Source organism: Algihabitans sp., from assembly GCF_965226985.1.
Lineage (GTDB): Bacteria > Pseudomonadota > Alphaproteobacteria > Kiloniellales > DSM-21159 > Algihabitans.
Genome location: NZ_OZ245712.1, coordinates 2,386,525 through 2,411,640 on the forward strand (window position 1 = coordinate 2,386,525; position 25,116 = coordinate 2,411,640).

At 67.2% G+C, this 25,116-nt stretch carries 20 protein-coding genes; 12 read left to right on the forward strand and 8 right to left on the reverse strand.

Annotated features, from left to right (window positions below):
- Positions 1-118: 118 nt before the first annotated feature.
- Complete coding sequence (mtgA, locus tag ACO054_RS10990) at positions 119-787, reverse strand: monofunctional biosynthetic peptidoglycan transglycosylase (RefSeq protein ID WP_421706615.1); 669 nt, start codon at positions 785-787, stop codon at positions 119-121.
- Between the two features lie 57 nt (positions 788-844).
- Here mtgA and ACO054_RS10995 point away from each other — a divergent pair, with 57 nt between their 5' ends.
- From ACO054_RS10995 to topA, 5 genes are read left to right on the forward strand one after another with little or no spacing between them, the layout of a single operon-like run.
- Positions 845-1,831, forward strand: coding sequence for an aspartate carbamoyltransferase catalytic subunit (locus ACO054_RS10995; RefSeq protein WP_421706616.1), 987 nt, complete (start codon positions 845-847; stop codon positions 1,829-1,831).
- A 2-nt stretch (positions 1,832-1,833) separates the two neighbouring features.
- Entirely contained in the window at positions 1,834-3,153 is a 1,320-nt protein-coding gene (gene pyrC, locus ACO054_RS11000) for a dihydroorotase (RefSeq protein WP_421706617.1), read from the forward strand.
- A 9-nt stretch (positions 3,154-3,162) separates the two neighbouring features.
- Complete coding sequence (gene plsY, locus ACO054_RS11005) at positions 3,163-3,804, forward strand: glycerol-3-phosphate 1-O-acyltransferase PlsY (protein WP_421706618.1); 642 nt, start codon at positions 3,163-3,165, stop codon at positions 3,802-3,804.
- Positions 3,805-3,844: 40 nt separating this feature from the next.
- Positions 3,845-4,987 (forward strand): DNA-processing protein DprA, encoded by a 1,143-nt coding sequence (gene dprA, locus ACO054_RS11010; RefSeq protein WP_421706619.1) that lies wholly within the window; start codon positions 3,845-3,847, stop codon positions 4,985-4,987.
- 60 nt (positions 4,988-5,047) lie between these two features.
- A complete protein-coding gene (gene topA / locus ACO054_RS11015) occupies positions 5,048-7,702 on the forward strand; it encodes a type I DNA topoisomerase (RefSeq protein ID WP_421706620.1) in 2,655 nt (884 codons plus the stop codon).
- Here the strand turns inward: topA and ACO054_RS11020 are convergent.
- Both ACO054_RS11020 and ACO054_RS11025 read right to left on the reverse strand, forming a co-directional pair.
- A complete protein-coding gene (locus ACO054_RS11020; protein WP_421706621.1) occupies positions 7,699-8,298 on the reverse strand; it encodes a carboxymuconolactone decarboxylase family protein in 600 nt (199 codons plus the stop codon). The two genes, topA and ACO054_RS11020, sit on opposite strands and share 4 nt — an antisense overlap.
- Before the next feature lie 68 nt (positions 8,299-8,366).
- Positions 8,367-8,969, reverse strand: coding sequence for a TetR/AcrR family transcriptional regulator (locus ACO054_RS11025; protein ID WP_421706622.1), 603 nt, complete (start codon positions 8,967-8,969; stop codon positions 8,367-8,369).
- A gap of 108 nt (positions 8,970-9,077) precedes the next feature.
- Between ACO054_RS11025 and rnr the strand changes: the two genes are divergently transcribed.
- The 3 genes from rnr (at position 9,078) to ACO054_RS11040 (ending at position 13,957) form a co-directional block, all read left to right on the forward strand.
- Positions 9,078-11,420 carry a ribonuclease R gene (rnr, locus tag ACO054_RS11030; protein WP_421706623.1) on the forward strand — a complete coding sequence of 781 codons (2,343 nt, stop codon included), beginning with the start codon at positions 9,078-9,080 and terminating at the stop codon, positions 11,418-11,420.
- Between the two features lie 236 nt (positions 11,421-11,656).
- The gene (locus ACO054_RS11035) at positions 11,657-13,234 is read left to right on the forward strand and encodes a S41 family peptidase (RefSeq protein WP_421706624.1); all 1,578 of its coding nucleotides are present in this window, start codon (positions 11,657-11,659) and stop codon (positions 13,232-13,234) included.
- A gap of 39 nt (positions 13,235-13,273) precedes the next feature.
- The gene (locus ACO054_RS11040; RefSeq protein ID WP_421706625.1) at positions 13,274-13,957 is read left to right on the forward strand and encodes an NUDIX domain-containing protein; all 684 of its coding nucleotides are present in this window, start codon (positions 13,274-13,276) and stop codon (positions 13,955-13,957) included.
- A gap of 71 nt (positions 13,958-14,028) precedes the next feature.
- On the opposite strand, the gene smpB is transcribed toward ACO054_RS11040, so the two are convergent.
- Complete coding sequence (gene smpB / locus ACO054_RS11045) at positions 14,029-14,487, reverse strand: SsrA-binding protein SmpB (protein ID WP_421706626.1); 459 nt, start codon at positions 14,485-14,487, stop codon at positions 14,029-14,031.
- Positions 14,488-14,537: 50 nt separating this feature from the next.
- Positions 14,538-15,425 (reverse strand): 4-hydroxy-tetrahydrodipicolinate synthase, encoded by an 888-nt coding sequence (dapA, locus tag ACO054_RS11050; protein ID WP_421706627.1) that lies wholly within the window; start codon positions 15,423-15,425, stop codon positions 14,538-14,540.
- Between the two features lie 173 nt (positions 15,426-15,598).
- Here dapA and ACO054_RS11055 point away from each other — a divergent pair, with 173 nt between their 5' ends.
- Genes ACO054_RS11055 through ACO054_RS11070 form a run of 4 tightly spaced genes read left to right on the forward strand, consistent with a single transcriptional unit; the run spans position 15,599 to position 20,256 of the window.
- Positions 15,599-17,566, forward strand: coding sequence for a lytic transglycosylase domain-containing protein (locus ACO054_RS11055; RefSeq protein WP_421706629.1), 1,968 nt, complete (start codon positions 15,599-15,601; stop codon positions 17,564-17,566).
- Between the two features lie 34 nt (positions 17,567-17,600).
- Entirely contained in the window at positions 17,601-18,293 is a 693-nt protein-coding gene (locus ACO054_RS11060) for a haloacid dehalogenase type II (protein ID WP_421706630.1), read from the forward strand.
- A 45-nt stretch (positions 18,294-18,338) separates the two neighbouring features.
- Positions 18,339-19,241, forward strand: coding sequence for an alpha/beta fold hydrolase (locus ACO054_RS11065; RefSeq protein ID WP_421706631.1), 903 nt, complete (start codon positions 18,339-18,341; stop codon positions 19,239-19,241).
- Positions 19,228-20,256, forward strand: a complete 1,029-nt coding sequence (locus ACO054_RS11070) for a threonine ammonia-lyase (RefSeq protein ID WP_421706632.1) — start codon at positions 19,228-19,230, stop codon at positions 20,254-20,256. Before ACO054_RS11065 ends, ACO054_RS11070 begins: the two co-directional genes overlap by 14 nt.
- Before the next feature lie 123 nt (positions 20,257-20,379).
- Here ACO054_RS11070 and ACO054_RS11075 read toward each other — a convergent pair whose 3' ends face one another.
- The 3 genes from ACO054_RS11075 to ACO054_RS11085 all read right to left on the reverse strand — a co-directional run bounded on the left by ACO054_RS11075 (position 20,380) and on the right by ACO054_RS11085 (position 24,743).
- Positions 20,380-21,003: a bactofilin family protein gene (locus tag ACO054_RS11075; RefSeq protein ID WP_421706634.1), complete on the reverse strand. Its 624-nt coding sequence runs from the start codon at positions 21,001-21,003 to the stop codon at positions 20,380-20,382.
- The gene (locus ACO054_RS11080; protein ID WP_421706635.1) at positions 20,987-22,747 is read right to left on the reverse strand and encodes a peptidoglycan DD-metalloendopeptidase family protein; all 1,761 of its coding nucleotides are present in this window, start codon (positions 22,745-22,747) and stop codon (positions 20,987-20,989) included. The genes ACO054_RS11075 and ACO054_RS11080 overlap by 17 nt, the downstream gene beginning before the upstream one ends.
- Before the next feature lie 451 nt (positions 22,748-23,198).
- A complete protein-coding gene (locus ACO054_RS11085) occupies positions 23,199-24,743 on the reverse strand; it encodes a leucyl aminopeptidase (protein WP_421706636.1) in 1,545 nt (514 codons plus the stop codon).
- Positions 24,744-25,116: the final 373 nt, after the last annotated feature.

Below are 25,116 nucleotides of genomic sequence, written 5' to 3' on the forward strand. Positions count from 1 at the left end.
GTGAAGACTGGGTTTTCCGAACACCTACTTCATCCTGAGCCTGTCGAAGGATGGCCGCAGCCCCGCAGGGCAGGCTTCTTCATCGACCTTCGCCAAGCAACAAGATTGAGAAGACGACCTACCGCACGCAGTCGAGCAGCGGGCCGAGCTGGTCGACGCGGGTGCGGATGCGGGCGGCCTGGCCGGCCAGGAAGTCGTCGGGCCGGCCGGCGGAGCGCTGCAGAGGGTTGGGCAGCACGGCGGCCAGCAGGGAGGCCTCCCAGCGGCTCAACTGGCTGGCGGACTTGCCGAAATGCGCCTGGGCGGCCGCCTCGGCGCCGTAGATGCCCGGGCCGAACTCCACGCTGTTCAGATACAGCTCGATGATCCGGGCCTTCGGAAGCAGAGTTTCCAGATAGAGTGTCAGGTAGCCCTCCAGGCCCTTGCGGATCCAGTCGCGCTCCGGCCAGAGGAAGAGGTTCTTCGCTGTCTGCATGGAGACGGTGGAGGCGCCGCGCAGCCGGCCGCCGTCGCGCCAGGTCTCAACGGCCTTGCGCAGCTCGACCGTATCGAAACCCCAGTGGCTGCAGAAGCGGTTGTCCTCGGCCGCCAGCACGGCCTCGCGCAGCGGCGGCGCGATCTCCGCCAGAGGCACCCAGTCGCGCTGCCAGCCGTGGCCCTCCAGAGCGCGAATCACCATCAGCGGCGTCGCCGGGGGCGGCACGGCCCGGTAGAGCAGCACGAATCCGGCCGGCACCAGAACGGCCAGAATCGCAAGCCACCTGAGCGCTTTCCACAGCCTGCGCATGGACGCCGCGACCTACCGCTTGTCAGAGGTGAATTGCGGTGCGATAAGCCCCGCTCGATGCAAGACTTCGAAGCCATCGCCCGACCCGGCTACCGGCACCGCCATCTGCTCGGGATCGAAGGACTGACCCCGGCCGAGATCGGCTACCTGTTGGATCTGGCGGGCCGTTACGCCGGTCAGGACCCGCGGGCGCACCAGCATTCGCCGCTGCTGTCGGGTCATACCGTCATCAACCTCTTCTTCGAGACCTCGACGCGCACGCGCACCTCCTTCGAGCTGGCCGCCAAACGGTTGTCGGCCGACGTGATCAACATGTCGGTTGCCTGGTCGTCGATCAAGAAAGGGGAAACCCTGATCGATACTGCGATGACCCTGAATGCCATGCACCCGGACGTGCTGATCGTGCGCCACCCCGACTCCGGTGCCGTCAAGCTCCTGAGCGAGAAGGTCAACTGCTCGGTCATCAACGCCGGCGACGGCAGCCATGAGCATCCGACCCAGGCCCTGCTGGACGCGCTGACCATCCAGCGCCGGCGGGGCAAGCTGACGGGCCTGACGGTGGCGATCTGCGGCGACATCATGCACAGCCGGGTCGCCCGCTCGAACCTGCACCTGCTGACGACCATGGGCGCGCGGGTGCGGGTCGTCGCGCCGCCGACGCTGATGCCCTCGGGCATCGAGCGGCTGGGGGTCGAGGCCCACACCGACATGCGCGCGGGCCTGCGCGACGTCGACATCGTGATGATGCTCCGCCTCCAGACCGAGCGCATGCAGGGCTCCTACGTCCCCTCGATCCGCGAATACTTCCGCTTCTACGGTCTGGATCGGGACAAGCTGGCGCTCGCCAAACCCGATGCGCTGATCATGCACCCCGGCCCCATGAACCGAGGCGTCGAGATCGACAGCGAGGTGGCCGACGACATCGACCGCTCCCTGATCCAGGATCAGGTCGAGATGGGGGTCGCCGTGCGCATGGGCTGTCTGGAGGCCCTGACCGCCAGCCTGCGGAGCACGACCGCAAGCCCCGTCGCGGAGGCACGCTAGCCATGGCGACGCGCAGCGAAGCAGGCCCCACCGCCTACCTGAACGCCCGGCTGCTCGACCCACGCAGCGGCCTCGACCAGCGGGGCGCGCTTTTCGCGGACCAGGGCGTGATCCGCGATCTGGGGCCGCGCCTCTTCAACGACGGCGTTCCGGAGGGCGTCGAGGTGGTCGACTGCGCCGGGGCCTGTCTGGCACCGGGACTGGTCGATATGCGGGTCCAACTCGGCGAGCCGGGCCAGGAGCACAAGGAAACCATCGAGACCGCGAGCCGGGCGGCGGCGGCCGGCGGCATCACCTCGATGGTGGCGCTGCCCAACACCGATCCGGTGGTCGACGACGTGGCCGGCATCGAGTTCATCGCGCGCCGCGCCCGCGAGGAGAAGCTGGTCAAGGTCTACGGCTACGGAGCGGTCACCCGGAAGCTCGAGGGCCGCGAACTGGTCGAGATCGGCCTGCTGAGCGAGTACGGCGCGCTGGGCTTCACCGATGGACTGCAGGCGGTGGCGGATGCCCAGGTGATGCGCCGCGCCCTCAGCTACTCGCGTACCGTGGACACGGTGATCCTGCAGCACCCGCAGGAGCCGAGCCTGTCCGGCGGCGTGATGAACTCGGGCGAACTGGCCACCCGCCTGGGTCTGGCCGGCAACCACCTGCTGAACGAAGTGATCATGATCGAGCGCGATCTGCGCCTGGTCGAGATGACCGGCGGGCGCTACCACGTGGCCAACGTCACCTGCGCCGAATCCGTCGAGGTGGTACGCCGAGCCAAAGCGCGGGGGCTGCCGGTCACGGCCAGCACGGCGCCCCACTACCTGACGCTTAACGAGACGGCGGTCGGCGACTACCGCACCTTCGCGAAGGTCACGCCGCCCCTGCGCAGCGAAACCGACCGCGAGGCGGTGGTCGCGGGCGTCGCCGACGGCACCATCGACGCTATCGCCAGCGACCACAGCCCGCACGACCAGGACGCCAAGCGGCTGCCCTTCAATCTAGCCGAACCGGGCATCGTCGGGCTGGAAAGCCTGCTGCCCCTCTCCCTGGCCCTGGTCCACAACGGACGCATGAGCCTGCTGGAGCTGCTGCGCCGCCTGACCGAGGGGCCGGCCGGCATCCTGAAGGGCCGGGCCGACCTGTCCCCCGGCCTGCCCTGCGACCTGGTCATCTTCGATCCCGAGCGACCGGCCCGGATCGACCCGGATCGCTTCCGCTCCAAATCCAAGAACTCACCCTTCGAGGGGCATATGGTCCAGGGCGCCGTGCTGCGCAGCGTCGTCGACGGGCGCAGTATCTTCGCGCTGGACGGCGACCGCCGGGCGGCCTGAGGTCGCCCGATGCCCGATCCGATCTCCTGGGGCTTCGCCTGGCCCTACCTGCTCACGGCACTGGTCGGCGGTTATCTGCTGGGCTCGATCCCCTTCGGCCTGGTGCTGACCCGCCTGTCCGGTCTCGACGACCTGCGCAAGATCGGCTCGCGCAGCATCGGCGCGACCAACGTGCTGCGCACGGGCCGCAAGGATCTCGCCGTCTTGACGGTGCTGCTGGACGGCGGCAAGGGCGCCGCGGCGGCGGGGATTGCCTGGTATTTCGGCGGGCCGGACCCCATGCTGGTCGCCGGCCTGGGCGCGGTGCTGGGACACAACTTCCCTGTCTGGCTGCGCTTTCGCGGCGGCAAGGGCGTGGCGACTTCGATCGCCGTGCTGCTGGCCGTCGCCTGGCCGGCGGGCATCGCGCTCTGCGCCACCTGGCTGCTGGTGGCCGCCGTCACCCGCTACTCCTCGCTGGCCGCACTGGTGAGCTTCGTCCTCTCCCCGGCCTACGCTTGGTTCTTGATCGGCGACCTGCAGCGGGTCGAGTTCGCGGCCCTGTTGGCCGCCCTGGTGGTGCTGCGCCACCGCGCCAATATCCAGCGCCTGCTGCGCGGCGAGGAGAGCAAGATCGGCAGTTCGGCCAAGAGCGGGACCAACAACGAATAGAGGTTGACGGGCGCCGCTGCTCAACCAAAAAGTCAGGCGCATGACCCCGCCGTCCCAAACCCTGAGCGACCAAGAGCGCCTCGACTGGCTGCGCCTGAGCCGCAGCGAGAACGTCGGCCCGGTCACCTTCCGCCTGCTGCTGCGGCGCTTCGGCGGCGCGGCGGCGGCCCTGGAGGCCTTGCCGGAGCTGGCCCGGCGCGGCGGTCAGGCGCGACCGATCCGCGTTTGCCCCGCCGAAACCGCCGAGCGCGAACTGACCGAGTTGAGCAGGCTGAAGGTCCGCCTGATCGCACTCTGCGAAGCCAACTATCCGGCGGCCCTCGCAGCGGCGGACGATGCACCGCCGCTGATCGCCCTGCGCGGCCAGGCGGAGTTGCTGTGCCGCCCGGCGGTGGCGATCGTCGGCGCGCGCAACGCCTCCGCCAACGGCCGGACCCTGGCCCGCGGCATCGCCCGCGATCTCGCGCAGGCCGGCTATCTGGTGGTCTCCGGCTTCGCGCGCGGCATCGACACGGCGGCGCACGAGGGCGCATTGGAAAGCACTCTCGGCGCGCCGGAAGCGGGCACCCTCGCGGTGCTCGCCGGCGGGGTCGACATTATCTACCCAGCAGAGAATGCCCGCCTTTACGACCGCCTGCTGGCGGAGGGCGCGCTGCTGTCGGAAATGCCGCCCGGCCGCCAGCCTCAGGGGCGTCACTTCCCCCGCCGCAACAGGATCATCGCCGGGCTGACCCAGGGCAGTCTGGTGGTCGAGGCGGCCCTTCGGTCCGGCTCGCTGCACACCGCGCGCCTGGCCGCCGACTACGGGCGCGAAGTGATGGCCGTGCCGGGCTCGCCGCTCGACCCGCGTGCCAAAGGCTGCAACGGTCTGTTGCGTCAGGGGGCCACCCTGGTCGAGTCGGCAGCCGACGTTCAGGAGGCTTTGGCCGGCAGCCTGGGGAGGCTTGCCGAAACCCCGGACTCCAGATTCGAGGCCGCGCCCATGGTCATGCCCTCCTCGCAGGAACAGCTACAAGCCACTGATAAAGTTATGGAATTATTGTCGCCTACGCCGATCTCAGTTGACGAACTGATACGCCAGTGCCAATTGTCAGCCGCGCTGGTCGGGACCGTGCTTCTGGAGCTGGAGCTGGCCGGCCGCCTCGAACGCACCCCCGGCAACCGCGTCGCGCTGATCGCATGACCGTCGCGGTTCGCCGGCCTCGCGTCGCGAAAAAGGGCGCCACCTAGGACGGACCTGCGAATGCATCTTGTCATCGTCGAATCCCCCGCCAAGGCCAAGACCATCGAGCGCTATCTTGGCGGCGACTATCGGGTGCTGGCCAGTTACGGCCATGTCCGGGACCTGCCGCCGAAGGACGGATCGGTTCGTCCTGACGAAGACTTTGCGATGGATTGGGCGGTCGACGACAGAGGCGACAAGCGTATCAAGGAAATCGCCCGCGAGTTGAAGGGCGCCGACCAACTCTATCTGGCCACCGACCCGGATCGCGAAGGCGAAGCGATCTCCTGGCACATCATCGAGGAGCTGAACCGCCGCCGCGTCCTGAACGGCAAGCCAGTCAAGCGCGTGGTCTTCAACGAGATCACAAAACGCGCCGTGCAGGATGCCTTCAAGCATCCGCGCGATCTCGACAGGCCACTGGTCGAGGCCTATCTGGCGCGCCGCGCCCTCGACTACCTGGTGGGCTTCACCCTCTCGCCGGTTCTCTGGCGCAAACTGCCGGGCAGCCGTTCGGCCGGCCGCGTGCAGTCGGTGGCTCTACGCCTGATCTGCGAGCGCGAGGCGGAGATCGAGGCCTTCCGCGCCCAGGAGTACTGGACGGTCACGGCCACCCTGGACGCGCTGGAGACGACGGCCTTCGACGCCCGCCTGACCCATCTGCGGGGCGACAAGCTCGACAAGTTCGATCTCAACACCGAAGCCAAGGCGCAAGAGGCCGTCGCCCTGTTGGAAGGGGCCGGACGCTTCACGGTCGCGCGCGTCGAGACCAAACGCAGCAAGCGCCATCCGCAGCCGCCCTTCACAACCTCGACCCTGCAGCAGGAGGCCTCGCGCAAGCTCGGCTTCGGCGCCACGCGGACCATGCGGGTGGCCCAGAAACTCTACGAGGGCATCGACCTGGGCGGGGAGACCGTCGGTCTCATCACCTACATGCGGACCGACGGCGTCGGCATGTCCAACGAGGCGATTACCGCCGCCCGAGAACTGATTTCCGGAAGCTACGGCGACCCCTACCTGCCGGACCAGGCCCGCGTCTACAAGACCAAGGCGAAGAACGCCCAGGAGGCGCACGAGGCAGTCCGCCCGACCGATCTCAGACGCCTGCCGAAAGAGATTCGCGGCCGGCTCGGCGAGGACGAGGCCCGGCTCTACGACCTGATCTGGAAGCGAGCTCTGGCCAGCCAGATGGAGTCGGCCGAGTTCGACCAGATGACCGCCGACATCGACGTTGACGGCAGTACCGCCCGGCTGCGCGCCACCGGCTCGGTCCAGGTCTTCGACGGCTTCCTCACGCTCTACCAGGAAGGCCGCGACGATCCCGAGGACGAGGACGGCGAGGGCAAGCGCCTGCCGCCGCTGAGCGAGGGCCAGGACCTCAACCGCAAGGCCGTCACGCCGCAGCAGCACTTCACCCAGCCGCCGCCCCGCTTCAGTGAGGCCAGTCTGGTCAAGCGGATGGAGGAGTTGGGCATCGGCCGGCCCTCCACCTACGCCTCGATCCTGCAGGTGCTGCAGGACCGCGACTACGTCCGGCTGGAGAAGAAGCGCTTCCTGCCGGAGGATCGCGGGCGCATCGTCACCGCCTTCCTGACCGCCTTCTTCCGCCGCTACGTGGAGTACGACTTCACCGCCAGCCTGGAAGAGGACCTCGACCGGATCTCCGCCGGCGACAGCCGCTACAAGGAGGTGCTCTATCGCTTCTGGGAGGCCTTCAACCAGGCGATCGAGGACACGAAGGAGCTGCGCATCACCAACGTCATCGATGCGCTGGACGAAGACCTCGGGCCGCATTTCTTTCCGGCCGACCCGGAAAATCCCGAGCGCAATCCGCGCCTCTGCCCGGCCTGCGGCACCGGCCGCCTGGGTCTGCGGCTCGGCAAGACCGGCGGTTTCATCGGCTGTTCCAACTATCCAGACTGCCGCTTCACACGGCCGCTGGCGGTTCAGGCCGAGGAAGGCAGCGGCGGCGCGACGCCCGGCGAGGCGGGCCCCAAATCCCTGGGCGAGGACCCAGAGACCGGTCAGGACGTCAGCCTGCGCAAGGGGCCTTACGGTCACTACGTGCAACTCGGCGAACAGGGCGAAGACAAGTCGGTCAAGCCCAAGCGCACCTCCCTGCCCAAAGGCCTGGCGCTGGACGACGTCGACCTGAAGGTGGCCCTCGGGCTGCTGGCCCTGCCCCGCAGCCTGGGCAGCCACGAGGGCGAGGAGATCACGGCCGGCATCGGTCGCTACGGCCCCTACGTGCGCAAGGCCAACACCTACAAGTCGATCCCACCGGACGAGGATGTCCTGGTGATTGGTCTCAACCGGGCCGTCGACCTGCTGGCGCAGGCCAAGGGCGGTGGCGCCGCCGCGCTTAAGACGCTGGGCGACCATCCGAGCGACGGCAAGCCGGTGACGCTGCACGAGGGTCGCTACGGCCCGTACGTCAAGCATGGCCGACTCAACGCCTCCCTGCCCAAGGACCTCGGCGTCGATGAGATCGACCTGTCGGGCGCTGTCGACCTGCTGGCCAAACAGGCGGAGAAGAAGGGCGGCAAGAAATCGCCGGCGAAGAAGACCGCCGCCAAGAAGACGACGACCAAGAAGGCACCGACGAAAAAGACTCCAGCCAAAAAGGCCGCGGCCAAGAAGCCTGCGGCGAAAGCCAAGAAGGCCGCCGAGGCCTAGCTGTCGGTTTCCGGCTCCGTGGCGGTTGACCGCATGGCGATCGTCGGTTTGCGCCAAGCGAACTCGGTGACAGCGGCATCCAACGGTGTGCCGGCGAGCGCGTTCGTGTAGTTGCTCATGACTTTGATCGCGAGACCGAGTACGACCTCCAGCGCCTGTTCGGCGCTGTAACCGGCATCCAGGAAAGCCTCCAGGTCGCTTTCGCTGACCTTGCCCCGATTGTGGATCAGTTGGCGCGCGAAACTGCGCAAGGCCTCCAGCCTCGGCGTCTCAAGCGGCCTGCCGGCACGCAGCGCCTCGCTGTCGGCGACCGACATCCCCGCTTGCTTGGCAAGGTAACTGTGCCAAGGCACGCAGTAGGTGCAATCGTTCTCGAAGTTGGCGGTCTGGTAGACCACCTGGCGCTCAACCGGCGACAACGAGGTCGTATCGAACAACTCCCACAGGGAACTGTAAGCGGTCAGCAGTGCCGGGGCGTTCGCCATGACTCGCTCCAGATTGGGGATCATTCCGAAACTGCGCCGCGTCGCCGCAAGCGCCGGGCGTGCCGGCTCCGGGGCCGTGGTTTCGTCGTGCAAAGCGAAGACCTCGCTCATCCTCGTTCCTTTCATGATTGTTCATTCATAAATTTGACACCCTTCCACCGAGTGGTGGTGTCGTCTCGCTAGATCAGTAGGGTCTTTAGGAAAGCTCGAACGCTGGCCTCCGCCCGCCGCGCCTGGCCAGAGGCACGCGCATGCAGCAAGGCACCGTCACCCAGAACGACCGCGCAGTGGGCGAGCCCTTCGGGATCGGCCTCCATGCGCAGTTCTCCGGCTACGCCAGCACGCGAGAAGGCCTCCGCGAAGGCGGCGGTCAACCTGTCGCTGGCCGCCTGGACGATCTGGGCCAAGACTTCGTCGCGTGGTCCGACTTCCCCGGCGGTGTTGACCAGAAGGCAGCCGCGTCGCTCCGCGTTACGGGCGTCCTCGAGCCAGAGGGCAAAGGCGCGTCTGATGGCCGAGGCCGGAGAGCCGGGCGCCTCCAGACAGGCTATGACCTCCGCCACCCGCCGTTCGGCGTAGCGCCGCAACGCCGCCTGGAAGAGCGTGGACTTGTCGCCGAAAGCATAGACCAGACTTTGCCGGCGCAGACCCGTTGCCCGCTCCAGCACGTCATAGGTGGTGGCCGAGAGGCCATACCGGTGAAAGGCCTCCAAGGCCGCGTCGAGCACGGCGTCCAGATCGAAGCTGCGCGGCCGGCCGGCCTGGAGAGGACCATCGTTCATAGCCGTTTTATGAACTCATGTTCATGAAATGGCAAGAGGCCGCACATCGGTGGACAAGGAAGTCTGGCCCTTGGATTTCGATCCACCTATGGTCGGAGTCCAAGGCGCGTGCGCCGCAAACAAGGATTCCCAGTGGCCCGCGAAGACTTTCTGGAGGATTTCCCCGACACGGCGGAGATCCTGCGCTACATCGAAGACAGTCCGACCCCGGTGGACAAGCGCGACATCGCCCGCGCCTTCGAGCTGAAGGGTGCGCAGCGCCGACGTCTGCGCGAGGTCCTGCAGGAACTGCAGGAGCAGGGCAAGCTGGAGGACAAGGGCAAGAAGAAGCTGGCGCCGCCGGACCGCCTGCCGCCCGTCGGCGTGGTCGAGGTGATCGGCCTCGACGAGGACGGCGAGCTGATCGGCAAGCCGGCGAATTGGGCGGAAGAAGAGTCGGGTCCGCCGCCGCGCATCTACCTGAACGCGGGGAGAAGTAGCCGCGCCGCCCTGGCCGTCGGCGACCGGGCACTGGCCAAGCTGGAACGGGTCGAGGACGGCGTCTACGAGGGCAAGGTCATCCGCCGGATCGGCCGCTCGCCCCGCCGGGTGCTGGGCCTCTACGAGATGACCGCCCAGGGCGGCCGGCTGCGCCCGACCGACAAGCGGGCCAAACAGGACTACGTGCTCAACCCGCCGGATGCGGCCGGCGCCAAGCCCGGCGAACTGGTCCTGGCCGAGGTCAAGAGCTACCACCCCCGCATGGGTCTGCGCGACGTGCGCGTTGTGGAGCGGCTGGGCAGCCTGGAGAACCAGCGCGCCCTCTCCCTCGTCGCCATCCACGAGCACGGCCTGCGCACAGCCTTTCCCGAGGAGGCCGAAGCGGACGCGGAGGCGGCCACCGCCGTCGGCACCAAAGGCCGCGAGGATCTGCGCGCCGTTCCCTTGGTGACGATCGACGGCGCCGACGCCCGCGACTTCGACGACGCCGTCTACGCCGAACCCGACGAGGACCGGAAGAACCCCGGCGGCTGGCGGCTGCTGGTCGCGATCGCGGACGTCGCCCACTACGTCCGGCCGGACAGCGCCCTGGATCGGGAGGCACGGGCGCGCGGCAACTCGGCCTACTTCCCCGACCGCGTCGTGCCGATGCTGCCGGAGGCGCTGTCCAACGGCTGGTGTTCCCTGCGCCCCAAGGAAGAACGAGGCTGCCTGGCGGTCTGGATGACCATCGACGCCGAGGGCGAGCTGCTGGCCTGGCGCTTCCTGCGCGGCGTCATGCGCTCGGCGGCGCGCCTGACCTACGAGCAGGTGCAGGCCGCCATGGACGGCGCGCCCGACGAGACCGCCGGCCCGCTGCTGGACCCGGTGATCCAGCCGCTCTACGGCGCCTTTGAAGCGCTGCTGACCAACCGGCGTAACCGCGGCACCCTGGAGCTGGACATGCCGGAGCGGCGGATTCTGCTGAACGAGGCGGGCGACGTCGCCGGGATCGAGCCGCGCCGGCGCCTGGACAGCCATCGGGTCATCGAGGAGTTGATGATCTGCGCCAACGTGGCAGCGGCCGGAGAGCTGGAACGCCTGCGCCAGCCCTGCATGTACCGTGTCCACGATCTGCCCGACCCGCAGAAGGTGGACGCGCTGCGCGAGGTGCTGGACGGCATGAACATCCGCCTCGCCAAGGGCCAAGTGATCCGCCCGAAGACCTTCAAACGGGTGCTCGAACAGGCCACCGGCACGCCCCACGCCAACATGGTCAGCGAACTGGTGCTGCGCTGCCAGTCCCAGGCCGTCTACAGCCCGGAAAACCTGGGCCATTTCGGATTGGCGCTGCAGCGCTACGCCCACTTCACCTCGCCGATCCGCCGCTATGCGGATCTGCTGGTCCACCGTGCCCTGATCCGGGGACTCAGGCTGGGCGGCGATGGGCTGACCGACGCGCAGGCCACGCAGTTCAAGGCCATCGGCGAGCAGATCTCCATGACCGAACGGGCGGCCATGGCGGCAGAGCGCGATGCCGTCGACCGCATGACCGCCGCCTTCCTGTCCGACCGGGTCGGCGGAACCTTCGCCGGGCGGGTCAACGGCGTCACGCGCTTCGGCCTCTTCGTCACCCTGACCGAGAGCGGGGCCGACGGACTGATCCCGATCTCCAGCCTGCCGGACGACTTTTATATCCATGACGAACGTCAGCACTGCCTGGTGGGACGCCGCTGGGGCCGGCGCTACCGGTTAGGGGAACTGCTAACCGTCCGCCTGATGGAGGCCGACCGCACGACCGGCGGTCTGGTGCTGCATCTGGCCAATCCGGATGCAGCGACGGAGGACGACAATTCACCATCCGGCGCCCCGCGCAAAGCTTCGACATCACGTGAGAAAAAAGCCGCAGCCTCCTCTCGTAAAAACGAAAAATCGAGGAACGACAAGCGGACGCCGCAAGCGCGTCGAGCCAGGATTCGCCGGCGGCGTTAACCGCACTACCTCCAAAGCTGCAAGCTCTCGTTTACGTCTCGCAGTCTATAATCTCGGAAAGCCGGCGTCCGCTTGTCGCTATGCAAGCATCGCGGGAGGGAAAACCGGTAGATGGATCCGATCACACGGTTTTTTCGGCTGCGACCTAGATCACTGCTGGCATAAGATGCGTTGCTTTTAATGGGCTTCATGCCCTTATGTTTAGAATAACAGGCTGCCTTCACAGCGGGGATCCCATGTCGTTTCGCCACCTCGCCATCTCCTTCGCCGCCGCCGGCGTCACGCTGGTCGCACTGGGCGCCTGCACGACCCAAGAGCTTCGCGGTCAGCCAACGGCCTACGACCCCGCCAGCGCGGAACGGATGTTCATCGCCGGCTACCAGGACGTGACAGCCGTCTACATCGAGGACGTGGCGGTCGACGATCTGGCGGTGGCCGGTCTGGAGGCCGTGACGCAGATCGACCCGAAGCTGAGTTTCGACCTGGAGAACGGCGCTATCGCCGTCGGCTACGACGAGATGCCGCGCAGCAGCCTGCCCGCCCCGGCGCCGCGCGATAGCGCTGGCTGGGCGGAAGCGACGGCACGCGCCATCGAGGAAGCTCGGCGCCTCTCACCCGCACTGGGCGAGTCCCGGGCCGAGGACGTCTACGAGGCCGTCTTCGACGGCATGGTGGCGGAGCTGGACGCCTACTCCCGCTACGCAGGGCGCGAAGAGGCACGGGAAAACCGGGCCAGCCGCGACGGCTTCGGCGGCATCGGCGTCAGGATCCGCGTCGAGGAGGAAGGCGTGCGTTTGGTCTCCGTCATGGAAGAAACGCCAGCCGAGGCGGCCGGCTTACAGGACGAGGATCTGATCGTCGGCATCGCCGGCAGGCTCGCCGCCGGAATGGAGCAGCGGGACGTGATCCGCACCCTGCGCGGCCCCATCGGAACCTATGTACGGGTCAGCGTCCGGCGCGGCGATCTGCCCGAACCCTTCGAGGTCGATATCGAGCGCGATCACATCGTCCCGCAGACGGTCAGCTACCGCCGCCTCGACGACGTGGCGGTGATCCGGGTCTCGGGCTTCAATCAGTCGACCACCCAGACCGTGCGGGAGAAGATCTTCCGGGCGGAGCGGGAGATCGGCGATAACCTGCGCGGTTTCATCATCGACCTGCGCGACAACCCCGGCGGTCTGCTGGATCAGGCCGTGTCGGTCGCTGACCTCTTCGTCGCGAACGGCCGGATCGTCTCGACCCACGGCCGCCATCCCGAGAGCCATCAGTACTTCGAGGCCCGGCGCGACGACTTGATCGGCCAGCTGCCGATCGTCGTTCTGATCAACGGCAATTCGGCCTCGGCTTCGGAGATCGTGGCAGCGGCCCTGCAGGACAGCCGCAAGGCCATCGTGGTCGGCTCCAATTCCTTCGGCAAGGGAACGGTGCAAACGGTGCTGCGCCTGCCGAACGAGGGCGAGCTGACACTGACCTGGGCGCGCTTCCATGCGCCCTCGGGCTACGCCCTACACAAGCGCGGCGTGCTACCGGACGTCTGCATCGCCGACGACAGCCGCGATCTGCCGACAACGCTCACGAGCCTGCGCGGCGGCGAGCTGCTGATCTCCAGCCGCCAGCGCCTCGCCTCGGTCGACATCGACGACGACGCCGGCCTCGAGAAGCTGCGGGCGCTCTGCCCGACCCGCGACAGCGAAGGCGAACTCGACGTCGAGGTGGCGGTGCAGCTGATCCTCGATCCCGGCCTCTACGCCAGCGCCATCGGCGATCCCGTCAACACGGCAGGGCGCGTGGACGAGGCCGTCAGAGCCGAATAAGGCGCGACGCATTATCTTCGTAAAATCAGAAAGCTATCGGTGAATTCTACGGTCCGGCCGCAGGATGCAGCGGGTCTGATTCTCGTTCGCCGGCCGGCACGGGGCGCCGCGGAGGTGCTGCTCGGGCGCCGCCATGCCGCCACGCGTTTCATGCCCGGCTACTACGTCACGCCGGGCGGGCGCCTCGAAGGCATCGACAGCCGCCCCAGCGGCTTTTCCGAACCCCTGCAACCGCCCGAGGGCGATGTGGATGCGGCAACACGCAAGCGGCTGCCGGCCCTGGCCCGTTGCGCGCTGCGGGAGACTGCAGAGGAAACCGGCCTGCTGGTCGGTCGACGCGCACCGCTCGACCGCCGGCCCGCCTCTCACTGGGCGCCCTTTATCGAAGCAGGGCTGACTCCGGCCTTCGGCGATCTGCGCCTGATCGCTCGTGCGATCACGCCGGCAGGCTCGCCGATCCGCTTTCACACCCGCTTCTTCCTGGTCGACGGCGCCCTGGCGGAGGGACGGCTGGCCGGCGACGGCGAACTGGAGGACCTGCGCTGGGTGGTGACGACAGCGCTCGACGACCTGCCGATGGCGGAGGTGACCCGCCTGGTGATCGCGGAGGCCTTGCGTCAGGGTGAAGCGCCCGCACCGCTGCGGGTCCTGATCTGGCGCCGGGATGGCCGGACGCTCCGGCCGAGCAAGACTGTCGAGGGCTCAAAAAGTCTGAGAAGGTAGTCGATTAACTCGTTGAAAGATCGAGTTCTTAGGAAAGCTTGATCGGGATCGAAAGGCTGTCAGGCCGGAGGTCAGTTCTGCGCCCGCAGGAGGCGCTGCTTCTGGCGGTCCCAGTCCCGCTTCTTGATGTCCTCGCGCTTGTCGGCCTTCTTCTTGCCGCGCGCCAGACCCAGGTTCAGCTTCGCGATCCCTCGGCGATTGAAGTAGAGCGAGAGAGGGACGAGCGCATAGCCCTCGCGCTTGACCTGGCCCAGGAGCTTGTTCAGTTCGCGCTTATGCAGCAGCAGCTTGCGGGGCCGCAGGGGATCGTGCCCGAAGCGGGCGGCCGGCGCGTACTCGGAGATATGGGCGTTCATCAGCCAGAGTTCGCCGTTGCGGTCCACGGCGAAGGCCTGGCCGATGTTGGCGCGCCCGGCGCGGAGGGACTTCACCTCGGACCCAGTCAGAGCCAGGCCCGCCTCCAGGCTATCCTCGATGGCGAATTCGTGCCGCGCCTTGCGGTTCTGCGCAACGGTTCGATTGGGTGTCATGTCGGAAAGAATAGGAACGCGGCGCGCCTCGGTCAGCCCCGCCGTCCCGGCTAGTTGATCAGACCCGCATGCACCATGGCCGAGCGCACCCGCTCCTGCGTTTCCGGCGCAACAGGCACCAACGGCAGGCGCAGCTCGTTCTTCAGGTGGCCGAGCAGGGAGAGTGCGTACTTGGCCGGCTGCGGGCTGGGCTCGACGAAAAGCGCCTCGTGCAGCGGCATCAGCCGGTCGTTGATCTCCGTAACCTCGTCCAGCCGGCCGGCCTGCCAGGCCTTGTGCAGGCTGCTGCAAAGCCGCGGCGCGACGTTGGAGGTGACGGAGATGCAGCCGTGTCCGCCCATCGCCAGGAAGGGCACGATGGTGGCGTCCTCTCCGGAGATCAGCGCGAAGTCGGCTCCGATAGCATCCCGGGTCTTCCAGGGCCGCAGAACATCAGCGGTCGCGTCCTTGACCCCGACGATGCGGGGCAGTTCGGCGAGCCGCGCCATGGTGGCCACGCTCATGTCGACGACCGAACGGCCGGGAATATTGTAGATCAGGATCGGCAGGTCGCTCGCGTCGTGGATCGCCCGGTAGTGCCGGTAGAGACCTTCCTGGCTTGGCTTGTTGTAATAGGGAGTCACAACCAGCGCCGCGTCGGCCCCGGCCGCCTGGGCATGCTTGGCGAAGTCGATGGCCTCGGCCGTGGAGTTGGACCCGGTTCCCGCGATCACCGGCACGCGGCCCGCCACCTGGTCAACGCAGATTTCCACTACCGCCTTATGTTCGGCGTGGGTCAGGGTCGGCGATTCGCCGGTCGTGCCAACCGGGACCAGCGCATCACTGCCCTCAGCGATCTGCCAGTCGATGAATTTGCGGAAGGCGCCTTCGTCGACGGCACCGTCGGCGAAAGGCGTAACCATCGCGGTGATCGATCCAGTGAACAACGGCCCGGACATGCCTCAACTTTCCTTCAAACGAGAAGTAAATCTTTACATCTTCTCGCCAGAATACGGGCGAGCAATGGGCGCACCATATCGCCGCACTCTCAAGGCAGCAAGCGGCGCAGGCTTCCTGCGGGTAGACCAACTTGATAGTTTACTAAGGTTCACGCCATATAAGGAAAAGCCGCTTGCGCACACTCCTTGCAAGTCTGCTTGCCGCGAGCCTGGCCTGGCCGGCGGTCGCGGCCGCTCAGACGCTCAGCCGCGCCGACCGGGAGCTCTACGCAACAGCCTTTGCCGCCGCCGACGCCCGGCAGTACCAAGCCGCGATCGCCGCCACGGCGGTGGCAGACGACGAACTTTTGCGAGACGTCCTGCGCTGGCTGCGCCTGATCGATCCCGCGACGGAGGCAAGCTTCAGCGAGGTCGCCGATTTCGTCGAGGCGCACCCGGGCTGGCCCGGCCGCGGCGCCCTGCGGCGCGCGGCGGAGGAGGCCATGCCGCTTTCCCTCCCTGCCTCCCGCGTCCTCTCCTGGTTCGCGGACAACCCGCCGGTCACCGGGACGGGCAAGGCGCGGCATGCCACCGCCCTGCTGAACATTGGCCGCGAAGCCGAGGCCGAGACCCTGGCCAGGCAGTTTTGGCGGGAGACGAGTTTTCCTCGCGACATCGAGCTGGCCTTCCACGAACGCTTCCGCCGCTACTTCACGCCGGAGGATCAGCGCGCCCGCTTCGAGATGCTGGTCTTCGAGGGCCGCAGCGCGCCGGCGCAAAGGCAGGCCCGCCGCCTGGGGCCGAGCTTCGCCGACCTGGCGACCGCAAGGCTCAAGCTGGCGCGGCGGGAGGGCGGCGTGGACGGCGCCATCCGACGCGTTTCGTCCGAGCTGCAGAACGACGAGGGTCTGCTGTTCGAACGGGCGCGCTGGCGCATGCGGGCCGACCGGTTCCGCGACGCCCTCGAACTGGTCGATCCGGTGCCGGTGCCGGTGGCTCATCCCGAACAGTGGTGGGACCTTCGCGCCTGGATGGCGCGTCGGGCTCTCAGGGTGGGGGAGATCTCCGTTGCCTATCGGCTGGCTAGCCAGAACGGCTTGACGCAGGGCGTCGACTTCGCGGAGGCGGAGTTCCTGGCCGGCTGGATCGCGCTCGACTGGCTGGAAGACCCGGAGATGGCGCGACCGCACTTCGAGCGCCTCTTCAACGGCGTCTCCTCACAGATCAGCCTGGCCCGTGGCGCCTTCTGGACCGGCGAGACCTTTTCGCGGGCCGGACAGGCGGCCGAAGCCGTCCAGTGGTGGCGCCGCGCCGCGATCCATGGCGAAACCTTCTACGGGCAGATGGCCATCGCTCGACTGGGCGAAGCGCCGGCGATCGTCGCCAACCCGCCGGCCGCCGTGCCGGAGAGCCGGCAACGCGCCTTCGACGCGCTGGACCTGGTCCGGGTCATCGAACGGCTCGCCGAACTGGAGCGCCACGACCTGGTATTCCGCTTCTTCGCAGCTCTCAGGCAGCAGACGCGCGACGAAGTCGACTGGCGCATGATCGGGAATCTGGCCGAGCAGCTCGGGCGGACCGACCAGCAGGTCTGGACCGCCAAACGGGCACGACGCGACGGCTACCTTCTGACGGATCATCTCTTCCCGCTGCTGGAGGAGATCGATCTCGGCGCCCCCGAGGAAGCCGCTCTGGTCCTGGGCCTGATGCGGCAGGAAAGCTCCTTCTGGACCGGCGCCGTTAGCAGCGCGGGCGCCCGCGGTCTGATGCAGCTGATGCCGGCAACGGCCAGGCAGACGGCGGCCCAGCTCGGCCTGGATTACAGCCTCTCGCGGCTGGTCGACGATCCGGAATTCAACGTGACCCTGGGCCGCGTCTTTCTGATCGACATGGTGGCACGCTACGACGGCTATCTGCCGCTGGTGCTCGCTGCCTACAACGCCGGTCCCGGCCGCGCGAACCAGTGGATCCGGGAATACGGCGACCCCCGCGATCCCGCCGTCGACGAGCTGACCTGGATCGAGTCCATCCCCTTCTCCGAGACGCGCAATTACGTCCAGCGCGTGATGGAAGCGGCCTACATCTATCGCGGGAAGCTCGGCCTGCCCGATCGCCCCCTGCCATCGCTCTTCCAACTGGCACTAAGCCCCGCAACGGACTAGAACGCTCGGAGCGGGCTCAACCAGGGGAGAAGCCATGACCGCTTTCGAGGGGGTGAAGGCCTGCGTCTTCGATGCCTACGGGACACTGTTCGACGTCCATTCGGCCGCCGCGGCGGAGGCCGGAGCGCTAGGCGAGCGGATGCAACCCCTCTCCCAGACCTGGCGGCAGAAGCAGCTGGAGTACACCTGGCTGCGCAGCCTGATGGGCGCCCACGCCGACTTCCGCAAGGTCACCCGCGATGCCCTGGACTTCGCCCTGCAGGCGGAGGGTATCACCGACACCGACCTGGCCGACCGGCTGATGCAGCTCTACCTGCGCCTCGACGCCTATCCCGATGTTCGGCCGACGCTGGAGCGCCTGCGGGCGGCCGGCCTGAAGACGGCCATCCTATCGAACGGCGAACCGACGATGCTGGAGGCTGCCGTCACGCACGCAAACCTCGCCGACCTGTTGGACGCCGTGCTGTCGGTGGAAGAGGTCGGCATCTACAAACCCGACGCCCGCGTCTATCAGTTGGCCGTCGACCGCCTCGGCCTCGCCGCTCCGGCCGAGATCGCCTTCGTCTCGACCAACGGCTGGGACGCGCGCGGCGCGGCCAACTTCGGCTTCCAGGTCGCCTGGATGAACCGCTTCGGCCTGCAGCTCGACCGCCTGCCCGGCGAACCGAAGGCCATCATGTCCGGCCTGAGCGAGCTTCCCGGCCTGCTGGGCCAAAGGATGGAATAGTCAGGTTCACCAACCCCTTTCAACGGCCTGTCAGGCGAGGCAAGCGTGTCGCAGAGCGGGTATCAGGAACGGTTCTTTTCCGCGCAGGACGGGACCTGCCTCTACTACCGGGATTACCCCGGCCCGAGGGAGAGCGGCGGAATTCCGGCCCTTTGCCTCGGGGGCCTCTCCCGAAACTCGAAGGACTTCCACCAGCTCGCGCAACGTCTGTCGGCACGGCGCAGAGTGATCTGCCCCGACTACCGGGGACGCGGGCGCTCTGCCTATGTCGACGACTGGCACAGCTACCATCCGATCCAGTATCTGGACGACCTGCGCCATCTGCTGACCGTCGCTGGACTGCATCGCTTCGTGGCCGTGGGCACCTCGCTCGGCGGACTGCTCGCCATGGGCCTCGGCACCTCTCTGCCGAACGCCCTGGCCGGCGCTGTCCTCAACGATATCGGTCCCGAGTTCGAGGGCAACTCCCTGGATAAGATCATGGCCTATGTCGGCCAGGACGCACCGCAGCCCGACCTGGAGACCGCAACCCGCTTTCTGAAGGACGCCTTCGGGGAGATTGCCTTCCGCGACGAGGAAACCTGGCGGCGCTTCGCCGAGGGCACCTACCGGCGCGGCGACGACGGCCAGTGGCATGTCGACTGGGATACCGCCATCGTGAAACCTCTCGCACAGACAGCCGGAGAACTGCCTGATCTCTGGCATCTCTTCGCCGGACTGAAACGCAGCCCGCTGCTGGTGCTGCGCGGCGAAACCTCGCCGATTCTTTCGGCCGAAACGCTGGCCCGCATGGAGGCCGATCACCCGACCCTGGTCTCCGTGACCGTGGCCGGTCTGGGGCATGCCCCCTCGCTTGAAGAAACAGAAGCTCTGGAGGCCATCGATGACTTCTTCGCCGCAGTCGACTCCCCAAGTGCAACAACCGCAGGCGCCAATGTCGGCCCCTGAGGCGGCGACCCCTGAGGCGGCGACCCCCGAGGTGGCAACCCTCGCGGATCTGGAGGCCGCGCGCGAACGGATCGCCGAGCAGGCTGTCGTCACGCCTCTGCTAACATCTCCGGAGCTGTCCCGGAAACTGGGCTACCGGGTTCTGCTGAAGTGCGAGAACCTTCAGCGGACCGGCTCCTTCAAGTTCCGGGGGGCCTACAACGCCTTGGCCAGCATGACACCGGAGCAGCGGGCGCGCGGCGTCGTCGCCTTTTCCTCGGGAAACCACGCTCAGGGTGTGGCGGCGGCGGCCGAGATCTTCGAAGCGCCTGCGACCATCGTCATGCCGGCCGACGCCCCGGCGATCAAGATCGCCAACACCCGCAGCTACGGGGCCGAGGTCCAGCTCTACGACCGCTACCGCGAAGAGCGCGAGGCCATCGGCGAACGGCTGGTGGAAGAGCGCGGCTGCACACTGGTCCGGCCCTTTGACGACCCCAGGATCATCGCCGGTCAGGGGACCTGCGGTCTCGAGATCGCGGAGCAGGCCGCCGCAGTGAAGCTGGAACTCGACCGCGTTCTGGTCTGTTGCGGCGGCGGGGGCTTGACGGCCGGCATCGCGCTGGCGCTCGAAGGGCGCAGCCCGCGGACGCGGATCTACACCTGCGAGCCCGCCGATTTCGACGACACCGCCCGCTCCTTGGCCGCCGGCGCAAGACTGGCAAACCAGCCCGGCCCCCGCTCGATCTGCGATGCGCTACTTTCGGCGAAACCGGGAGAGCTGACCTTTCCGATCAACGCCCGCCGCGTGACGGCCGGACTCACAGTGACCGACCGGGAGGTCGAAACCGCGATGGCCTACGCCTTCCGGCGTCTGAAGCTGGTGGTGGAGCCGGGCGGGGCCGTGTGCCTCGCGGCGCTGTTCGCCGGGAAGCTCGAAGTGGGCGCCTCGGAAACTGTCTGCATAACGCTGTCCGGCGGCAACGTCGATCCGTCCGTTCTGGCCGCAGCGCTGGAGCGCAATCCGGACGTGTAGAGAGCGTCCCGACGAGCAAGGACCAGGCCGACCGCCGCGCGCGATCTCTTCCGGCGACGAAATCGATCCAGACTCGCCTCAGCCAGACTCGCCTCAGCCAGACTCGCCTCAGCCAGACTCGCCTCAGAAAGTCGGCTTGGTTTCGCCGTCGCTTCGATCCGTCGAGACCCGGCCGTTGGAAACGGGAGCAGTCGCAGCGGCGCCGGCCAAGGTGGCACCGGCGGTCGAACTGCCGGCCGGCTTGCCTTCGGCTGGTTTACCGTCGGCGGTTTTACCGTCCAACGGCGTCTGATCGAGCAAGGGCACGCCGGCCGTCGCGACCAGGTCGCGTCTACAGTGGCCATCGATGAAGGCACCCGCCTCGATCGCCAGGCTGTCGTGCAGGATATCGCCCTGGACCTTGGCGGTCTTGGTCACCACGACGGTGGCCGCCTTCACCTGACCCTGGACTTCGCCGCAAAGACGTACCGTCTCGGCTTCGATCGCGCCTTCGATGCGGCCGTCCTCGCCGAGAGTCAGGGTCCGGCTCCAGATATCTCCCTGGACCGTGCCGTCGATCTGCAGGTCGCCATGACTGACGAGGTTACCCTCGATGGTCAGATCGGCGCTGATGATCGAGGGCACCCCGCTCGGCTCGCGCCGCGCTGATGAACCGCCGGTCTCCAACCCTGCCGGAAGGCCGGTTGCCTTCGAGTCCTCCGGCGACACACCAGCGCCGCCGGCCTTCTTCTTACCCTTTGAAAACATGCCTACCTGCCTTCAGGAAGTCAGCGGGATCGTAGGGGGTACCGTTGAACAGAATTTCGTAGTGGAGATGGGGGCCGGTGCTACGACCGGTATTGCCCATCTGACCGACCTCTTGGCCGAAGGAAACAAGGTCGCCGCGTTTGACATCTATGGCACGCAGGTGTGCGTAACGAGTCTTAAAGCCGTGACCGTGGTCGATCTCGACCATCCGACCGTAGGCACCCCGTGTACCGGCGAAGGTCACCTTGCCAGGCGCGGTGGCGAGAATTGGCTCGCGCCATCCGCCGACCAGATCAAGGCCCTCGTGCCGCGCCGGCTTGCCGTTCACCGGATCCTTGCGCTTTCCGAAGCCGCTGGTGATGCGATACTCCCGCATCGGCGCCGCGACGGGCACCGCCTCGAACAGGGCCTTGATGGCGTCCCAGCGGTCGAGGCGCTGGTCGAGCAGGCTGTAGGTCACTTCGAGCCGATCCGCATGGGGATCCGGCGGCCCGGCCATGCCTGCCGGCAGGAAGGGACCGCCCTGACCCACCTGGGGATCGCTCAAGCGCTCCGCACGCGCCAGCCGCATCTCCGCCTCGAGATCGGCAATCAGCGGCTCGAACTCCACGCCCGTCATGACAAGCGCGGCTTCGAGCGTGTCGATCGAGCTCGCCGTTCTATTGTCGAGACGTTCGAGCAAGGCCTGCTGGCTGGCGCGCAGCTGTCCCATCTGCGCGAAGGCCGCTACCAGCTGCACGGCCATGCGCTGGCGGTCGTCATGCAGAGTATCGCCGCGTTCCACTGCGTGATGCAGCTCCATGCCCAGCGCCGCCAACCTCTGCTGCAAGCGCGTTTCGCGCCGCAATGCGGAATTGATACTGCCCTGCAGCCCGACGATGTCGGCCTTGAGCAGATCGCGGAGTTCGGAGAGATCCGCGACCTCCTGACCCGCCGTGGCCAGCTTGTCGTTCAGCTCCGCCAAACGGCTCTGCAAATGCCGGTTGGCAATCCGCGCGTCCGTCAATTGCGAGTTGGCCGAAATCAAGCGCCGGTCCAGCCGCGCCCGAGCCTCGGCGATCTGAACGCGCTCGGCTTCGGTCGCATGCAGAGTGGCCCGCAAGGAGGCGACCTGTCCCTGCAGGGCCTCGTTGCGCTGCGCAATCTCGTTCAGGCTGGTCTCGAAGGTCGTCAGACGGTCGCGCAGGGACTCACGCGCCATCGTCATGCGGTCGTCAGCTTCCTCGATGGGTTTCAGCCCCTCGGCGATTCCCGCGAGCTTGTCAGGCGCGATACCGTCCTCGCGCAGGACATCGAGCAGATAGTTCTGATTGGCTTCCAGATCGGTGGTGATGCGGGTGAACTGCGCGTGATAGTCGCTGATCTCCGACATCAACTCGACGTAGGTGAGCTGCTGCTGTTCGATCAGCGCGGAGCGCTCCGCCAGTAGGCGCTGCTGGAAACCGATGCCGAGGCTGCCCAGGGCGGCCCAGCAGAGCAGGCCGATCGTACCGGCCACCGCCAGTTTCTGCCCCTGCGCCGAGACACGGATGTAGCGCACTCGATCGTTGCTGCGGACGAAGAGTTCACGATCGAAAAAGAAACGGTCGAGCCAGAGGTTCAAGCGTGCCGACAGACCAGGACGCCGGCGCAGACGGCCGGTCGCGAAGGGTGCCGAGGCAGCGGATTGGAAGTTCTGGTCGCCGACCGATCCGCGATCGGTTTCGGCGGACGCGCTAACCGGACGTACGGGCTTTGCGGCCACGACGGCAATACTCCCTCTCTCTGCCCCACCCCAGCGACCAGATCAGGTTCGACCGCCAGCGGTCGCCCCGATCTTCTGCCGCCTCAAGCCTTACGGGACCGTCTGAACCGCCGGGCGATTCGACCGATCCCGAGACCCAGACTCGATCTATTCGGTCCCGCGCAGCGGCCTTCCCCGACCGCGCGCTTGCCATTCAGGAGCTGTCGCCCCCGAACGCCAGAAGAGTAGCCGGGCAAACCTTACCAAACAAGTTAAAGGCCGGCATTGGCGAACGACCCGGATTCAGCCTGATAGATCAACAGGTTTTACCTAGAGTCGACCTGCACTTATGAAGAAAATCTGAAGGCCTTGGCGCCCGGTTGCTTGACGCGGCTCTTTCAATGCTAAGGGACGGCAGCCGCTAAGAGATCGCCCTCGACCGAAGACTGTCGGTCGAGGGCGTCGGATCCCATTACTTCTCGTAGTGCTTGGTCACCAGCTCGTCTAGCAGGCGGACACCAAAACCGGTCGCGCCTTTCGGAGCCGTCGGCCGATCCTTGTCCGACCAGGTCACGCCGGCGATGTCGAGATGTGCCCAGGCGGTCCCGTCCTGGATAAAGCGTTCCAGGAACTGCGCCGCCGTGATCGAACCGCCCCAACGGCCGCCGACATTCTTCATGTCGGCGATGTCACTGTCGATCATGCGGTTGAAATCCTCGCCCATGGGCATGCGCCAACAGGGTTCGCCGACCGTCTTGCCGGCCGCCAGGATGCGCTCGGACAGCTCGTCGTCGTTACTGAACAGGCCCGCATGGCTTCGCCCCAGCGCGACCATGATCGCGCCGGTCAGGGTTGCAAGATCGACGATGGCCTTGGGCTTGTAGGTTTCCTGCACGTACCAGAGCGCGTCAGCCAGGATCAGCCGGCCCTCCGCGTCGGTATTGATTACCTCGATGGTCTGACCGGACATCGAGTGCACGACATCGCCAGGACGCTGGGCGTTACCGTCCGGCATGTTCTCCACCAGCGCGCAGGCACCGACGAGGTCGAGCTTGGCCTTGCGCGCTGCCAGGGCGTGGAACAGTCCGACCACGACGCCGGCGCCGCCCATATCCCACTTCATGTCCTCCATGCCGCCCGCCGGCTTGATCGAAATGCCGCCGGTGTCGAAACAGACGCCCTTGCCGACGATGGCCAGCGGAACGCCCTCGGCCGCCTTCTTCGCGCGGCTGGACGACTTTGTCTTCGCCTTGCCCGTCTTGCCGGCGCCCATCCAGCGCAGGATCAGAAGCTGGGAGTCGCGCACCGAGCCCTGCCCCACGCCGAGCAGCGAGCCCATGCCGAGCTTCTCCATCTCCTTCTCGCCGAGGATCTCGACCTCGACCCCGACCTTCTCCAGGGACTTCTTAGCCTGCTTGGCGAAGCTCTCCGGGTAGAGCACGTTGGCCGGCTCGGAACAGAGGTCGCGGGTGGCGAAGACGCCCTCGGCGATCTTCTCCAGCCTGGCATAGACCTTCTTAGCCCCCGCATGCGCGGCGGCCATGACCGTCAGCTTCTTCAGGCTCGGCTTGCGCTCGGGCTTCTCCGTGGTGCGGTACTTGTCGAAGCGGTAGCTGCGCAGCTGCGCCCCGTAGGCGACGCGTGCCGCCACTTCGGACGGCTCGAGCCGGAGATCGGGCAGGACGTCTACCGTCAGGGCCGCTTCCTTCTCTCCCGCGGCATTGAGCCTGACCAGCAGATCACCGCCGACACGCTCGAAGTCGAGCGGACCGGCCTCTGCAGGCTTGCCCAAACCCAGCAGAACCACCCGGCTGGCGGACAGACCGGCGGGCGCGAGAACCTCCAGCGCCTCGCCCTTCTTGCCGGTGAAGCGGCTGGACTTGATCGCCCGCGTCAAGGCTCCGCCCAGCTGCCCGTCAAGATCGGCCAGGCTCGGTGCAAGCTTTCCGCCTTCGGTCACCAGACCGGCAATGGCGCCGGACTTCGGTTGGGCAGGCGCGGCAAAGGAGATACGCATGAGGCCTCCGTACTGTAGGGCTGTCCAGCGGACCCGGAAGGTCCGCGCGAAGAGGGTGTTTTGGACCGTCGCCGGGCCGGTCCCTGTTATTCCTGCACCAAGCGTTAGGTCCCGCTTTCCGCCCTGTCAACGCCAAGGCCCGGAAAGCCTCCCGAAGTTTCGGAAATCCCTGCCCGATCGGACCGACGCTCGGCCCTGGACGCGGCGCGCTCAATCACGCTATCCCTTGGCACGCTATCCCTTGGGCCGTCGGCGGTCGGACGCTCCCGTCCGGGACGGCTCGGCGCAAGCCTTGGGCGTCGACACGCCGCAGGAGCCCCTTGGACCGAGAGGAAGCGACGATCGCGAACGGCACCCTATTGCGTGACGGGGA

Coding starts and splice junctions, on each gene's coding strand:
- mtgA (WP_421706615.1), bottom strand. CDS start 787: ATGCGCAGGCTGTGGAAAGCGCTCAGGTGGCTTGCGATTCTGGCCGTT.
- ACO054_RS10995 (WP_421706616.1), top strand. CDS start 845: ATGCAAGACTTCGAAGCCATCGCCCGACCCGGCTACCGGCACCGCCAT.
- pyrC (WP_421706617.1), top strand. CDS start 1,834: ATGGCGACGCGCAGCGAAGCAGGCCCCACCGCCTACCTGAACGCCCGG.
- plsY (WP_421706618.1), top strand. CDS start 3,163: ATGCCCGATCCGATCTCCTGGGGCTTCGCCTGGCCCTACCTGCTCACG.
- dprA (WP_421706619.1), top strand. CDS start 3,845: ATGACCCCGCCGTCCCAAACCCTGAGCGACCAAGAGCGCCTCGACTGG.
- topA (WP_421706620.1), top strand. CDS start 5,048: ATGCATCTTGTCATCGTCGAATCCCCCGCCAAGGCCAAGACCATCGAG.
- ACO054_RS11020 (WP_421706621.1), bottom strand. CDS start 8,298: ATGAGCGAGGTCTTCGCTTTGCACGACGAAACCACGGCCCCGGAGCCG.
- ACO054_RS11025 (WP_421706622.1), bottom strand. CDS start 8,969: ATGAACGATGGTCCTCTCCAGGCCGGCCGGCCGCGCAGCTTCGATCTG.
- ACO054_RS11035 (WP_421706624.1), top strand. CDS start 11,657: ATGTCGTTTCGCCACCTCGCCATCTCCTTCGCCGCCGCCGGCGTCACG.
- smpB (WP_421706626.1), bottom strand. CDS start 14,487: ATGACACCCAATCGAACCGTTGCGCAGAACCGCAAGGCGCGGCACGAA.
- dapA (WP_421706627.1), bottom strand. CDS start 15,425: ATGTCCGGGCCGTTGTTCACTGGATCGATCACCGCGATGGTTACGCCT.
- ACO054_RS11060 (WP_421706630.1), top strand. CDS start 17,601: ATGACCGCTTTCGAGGGGGTGAAGGCCTGCGTCTTCGATGCCTACGGG.
- ACO054_RS11070 (WP_421706632.1), top strand. CDS start 19,228: ATGTCGGCCCCTGAGGCGGCGACCCCTGAGGCGGCGACCCCCGAGGTG.
- ACO054_RS11075 (WP_421706634.1), bottom strand. CDS start 21,003: ATGTTTTCAAAGGGTAAGAAGAAGGCCGGCGGCGCTGGTGTGTCGCCG.
- ACO054_RS11085 (WP_421706636.1), bottom strand. CDS start 24,743: ATGCGTATCTCCTTTGCCGCGCCTGCCCAACCGAAGTCCGGCGCCATT.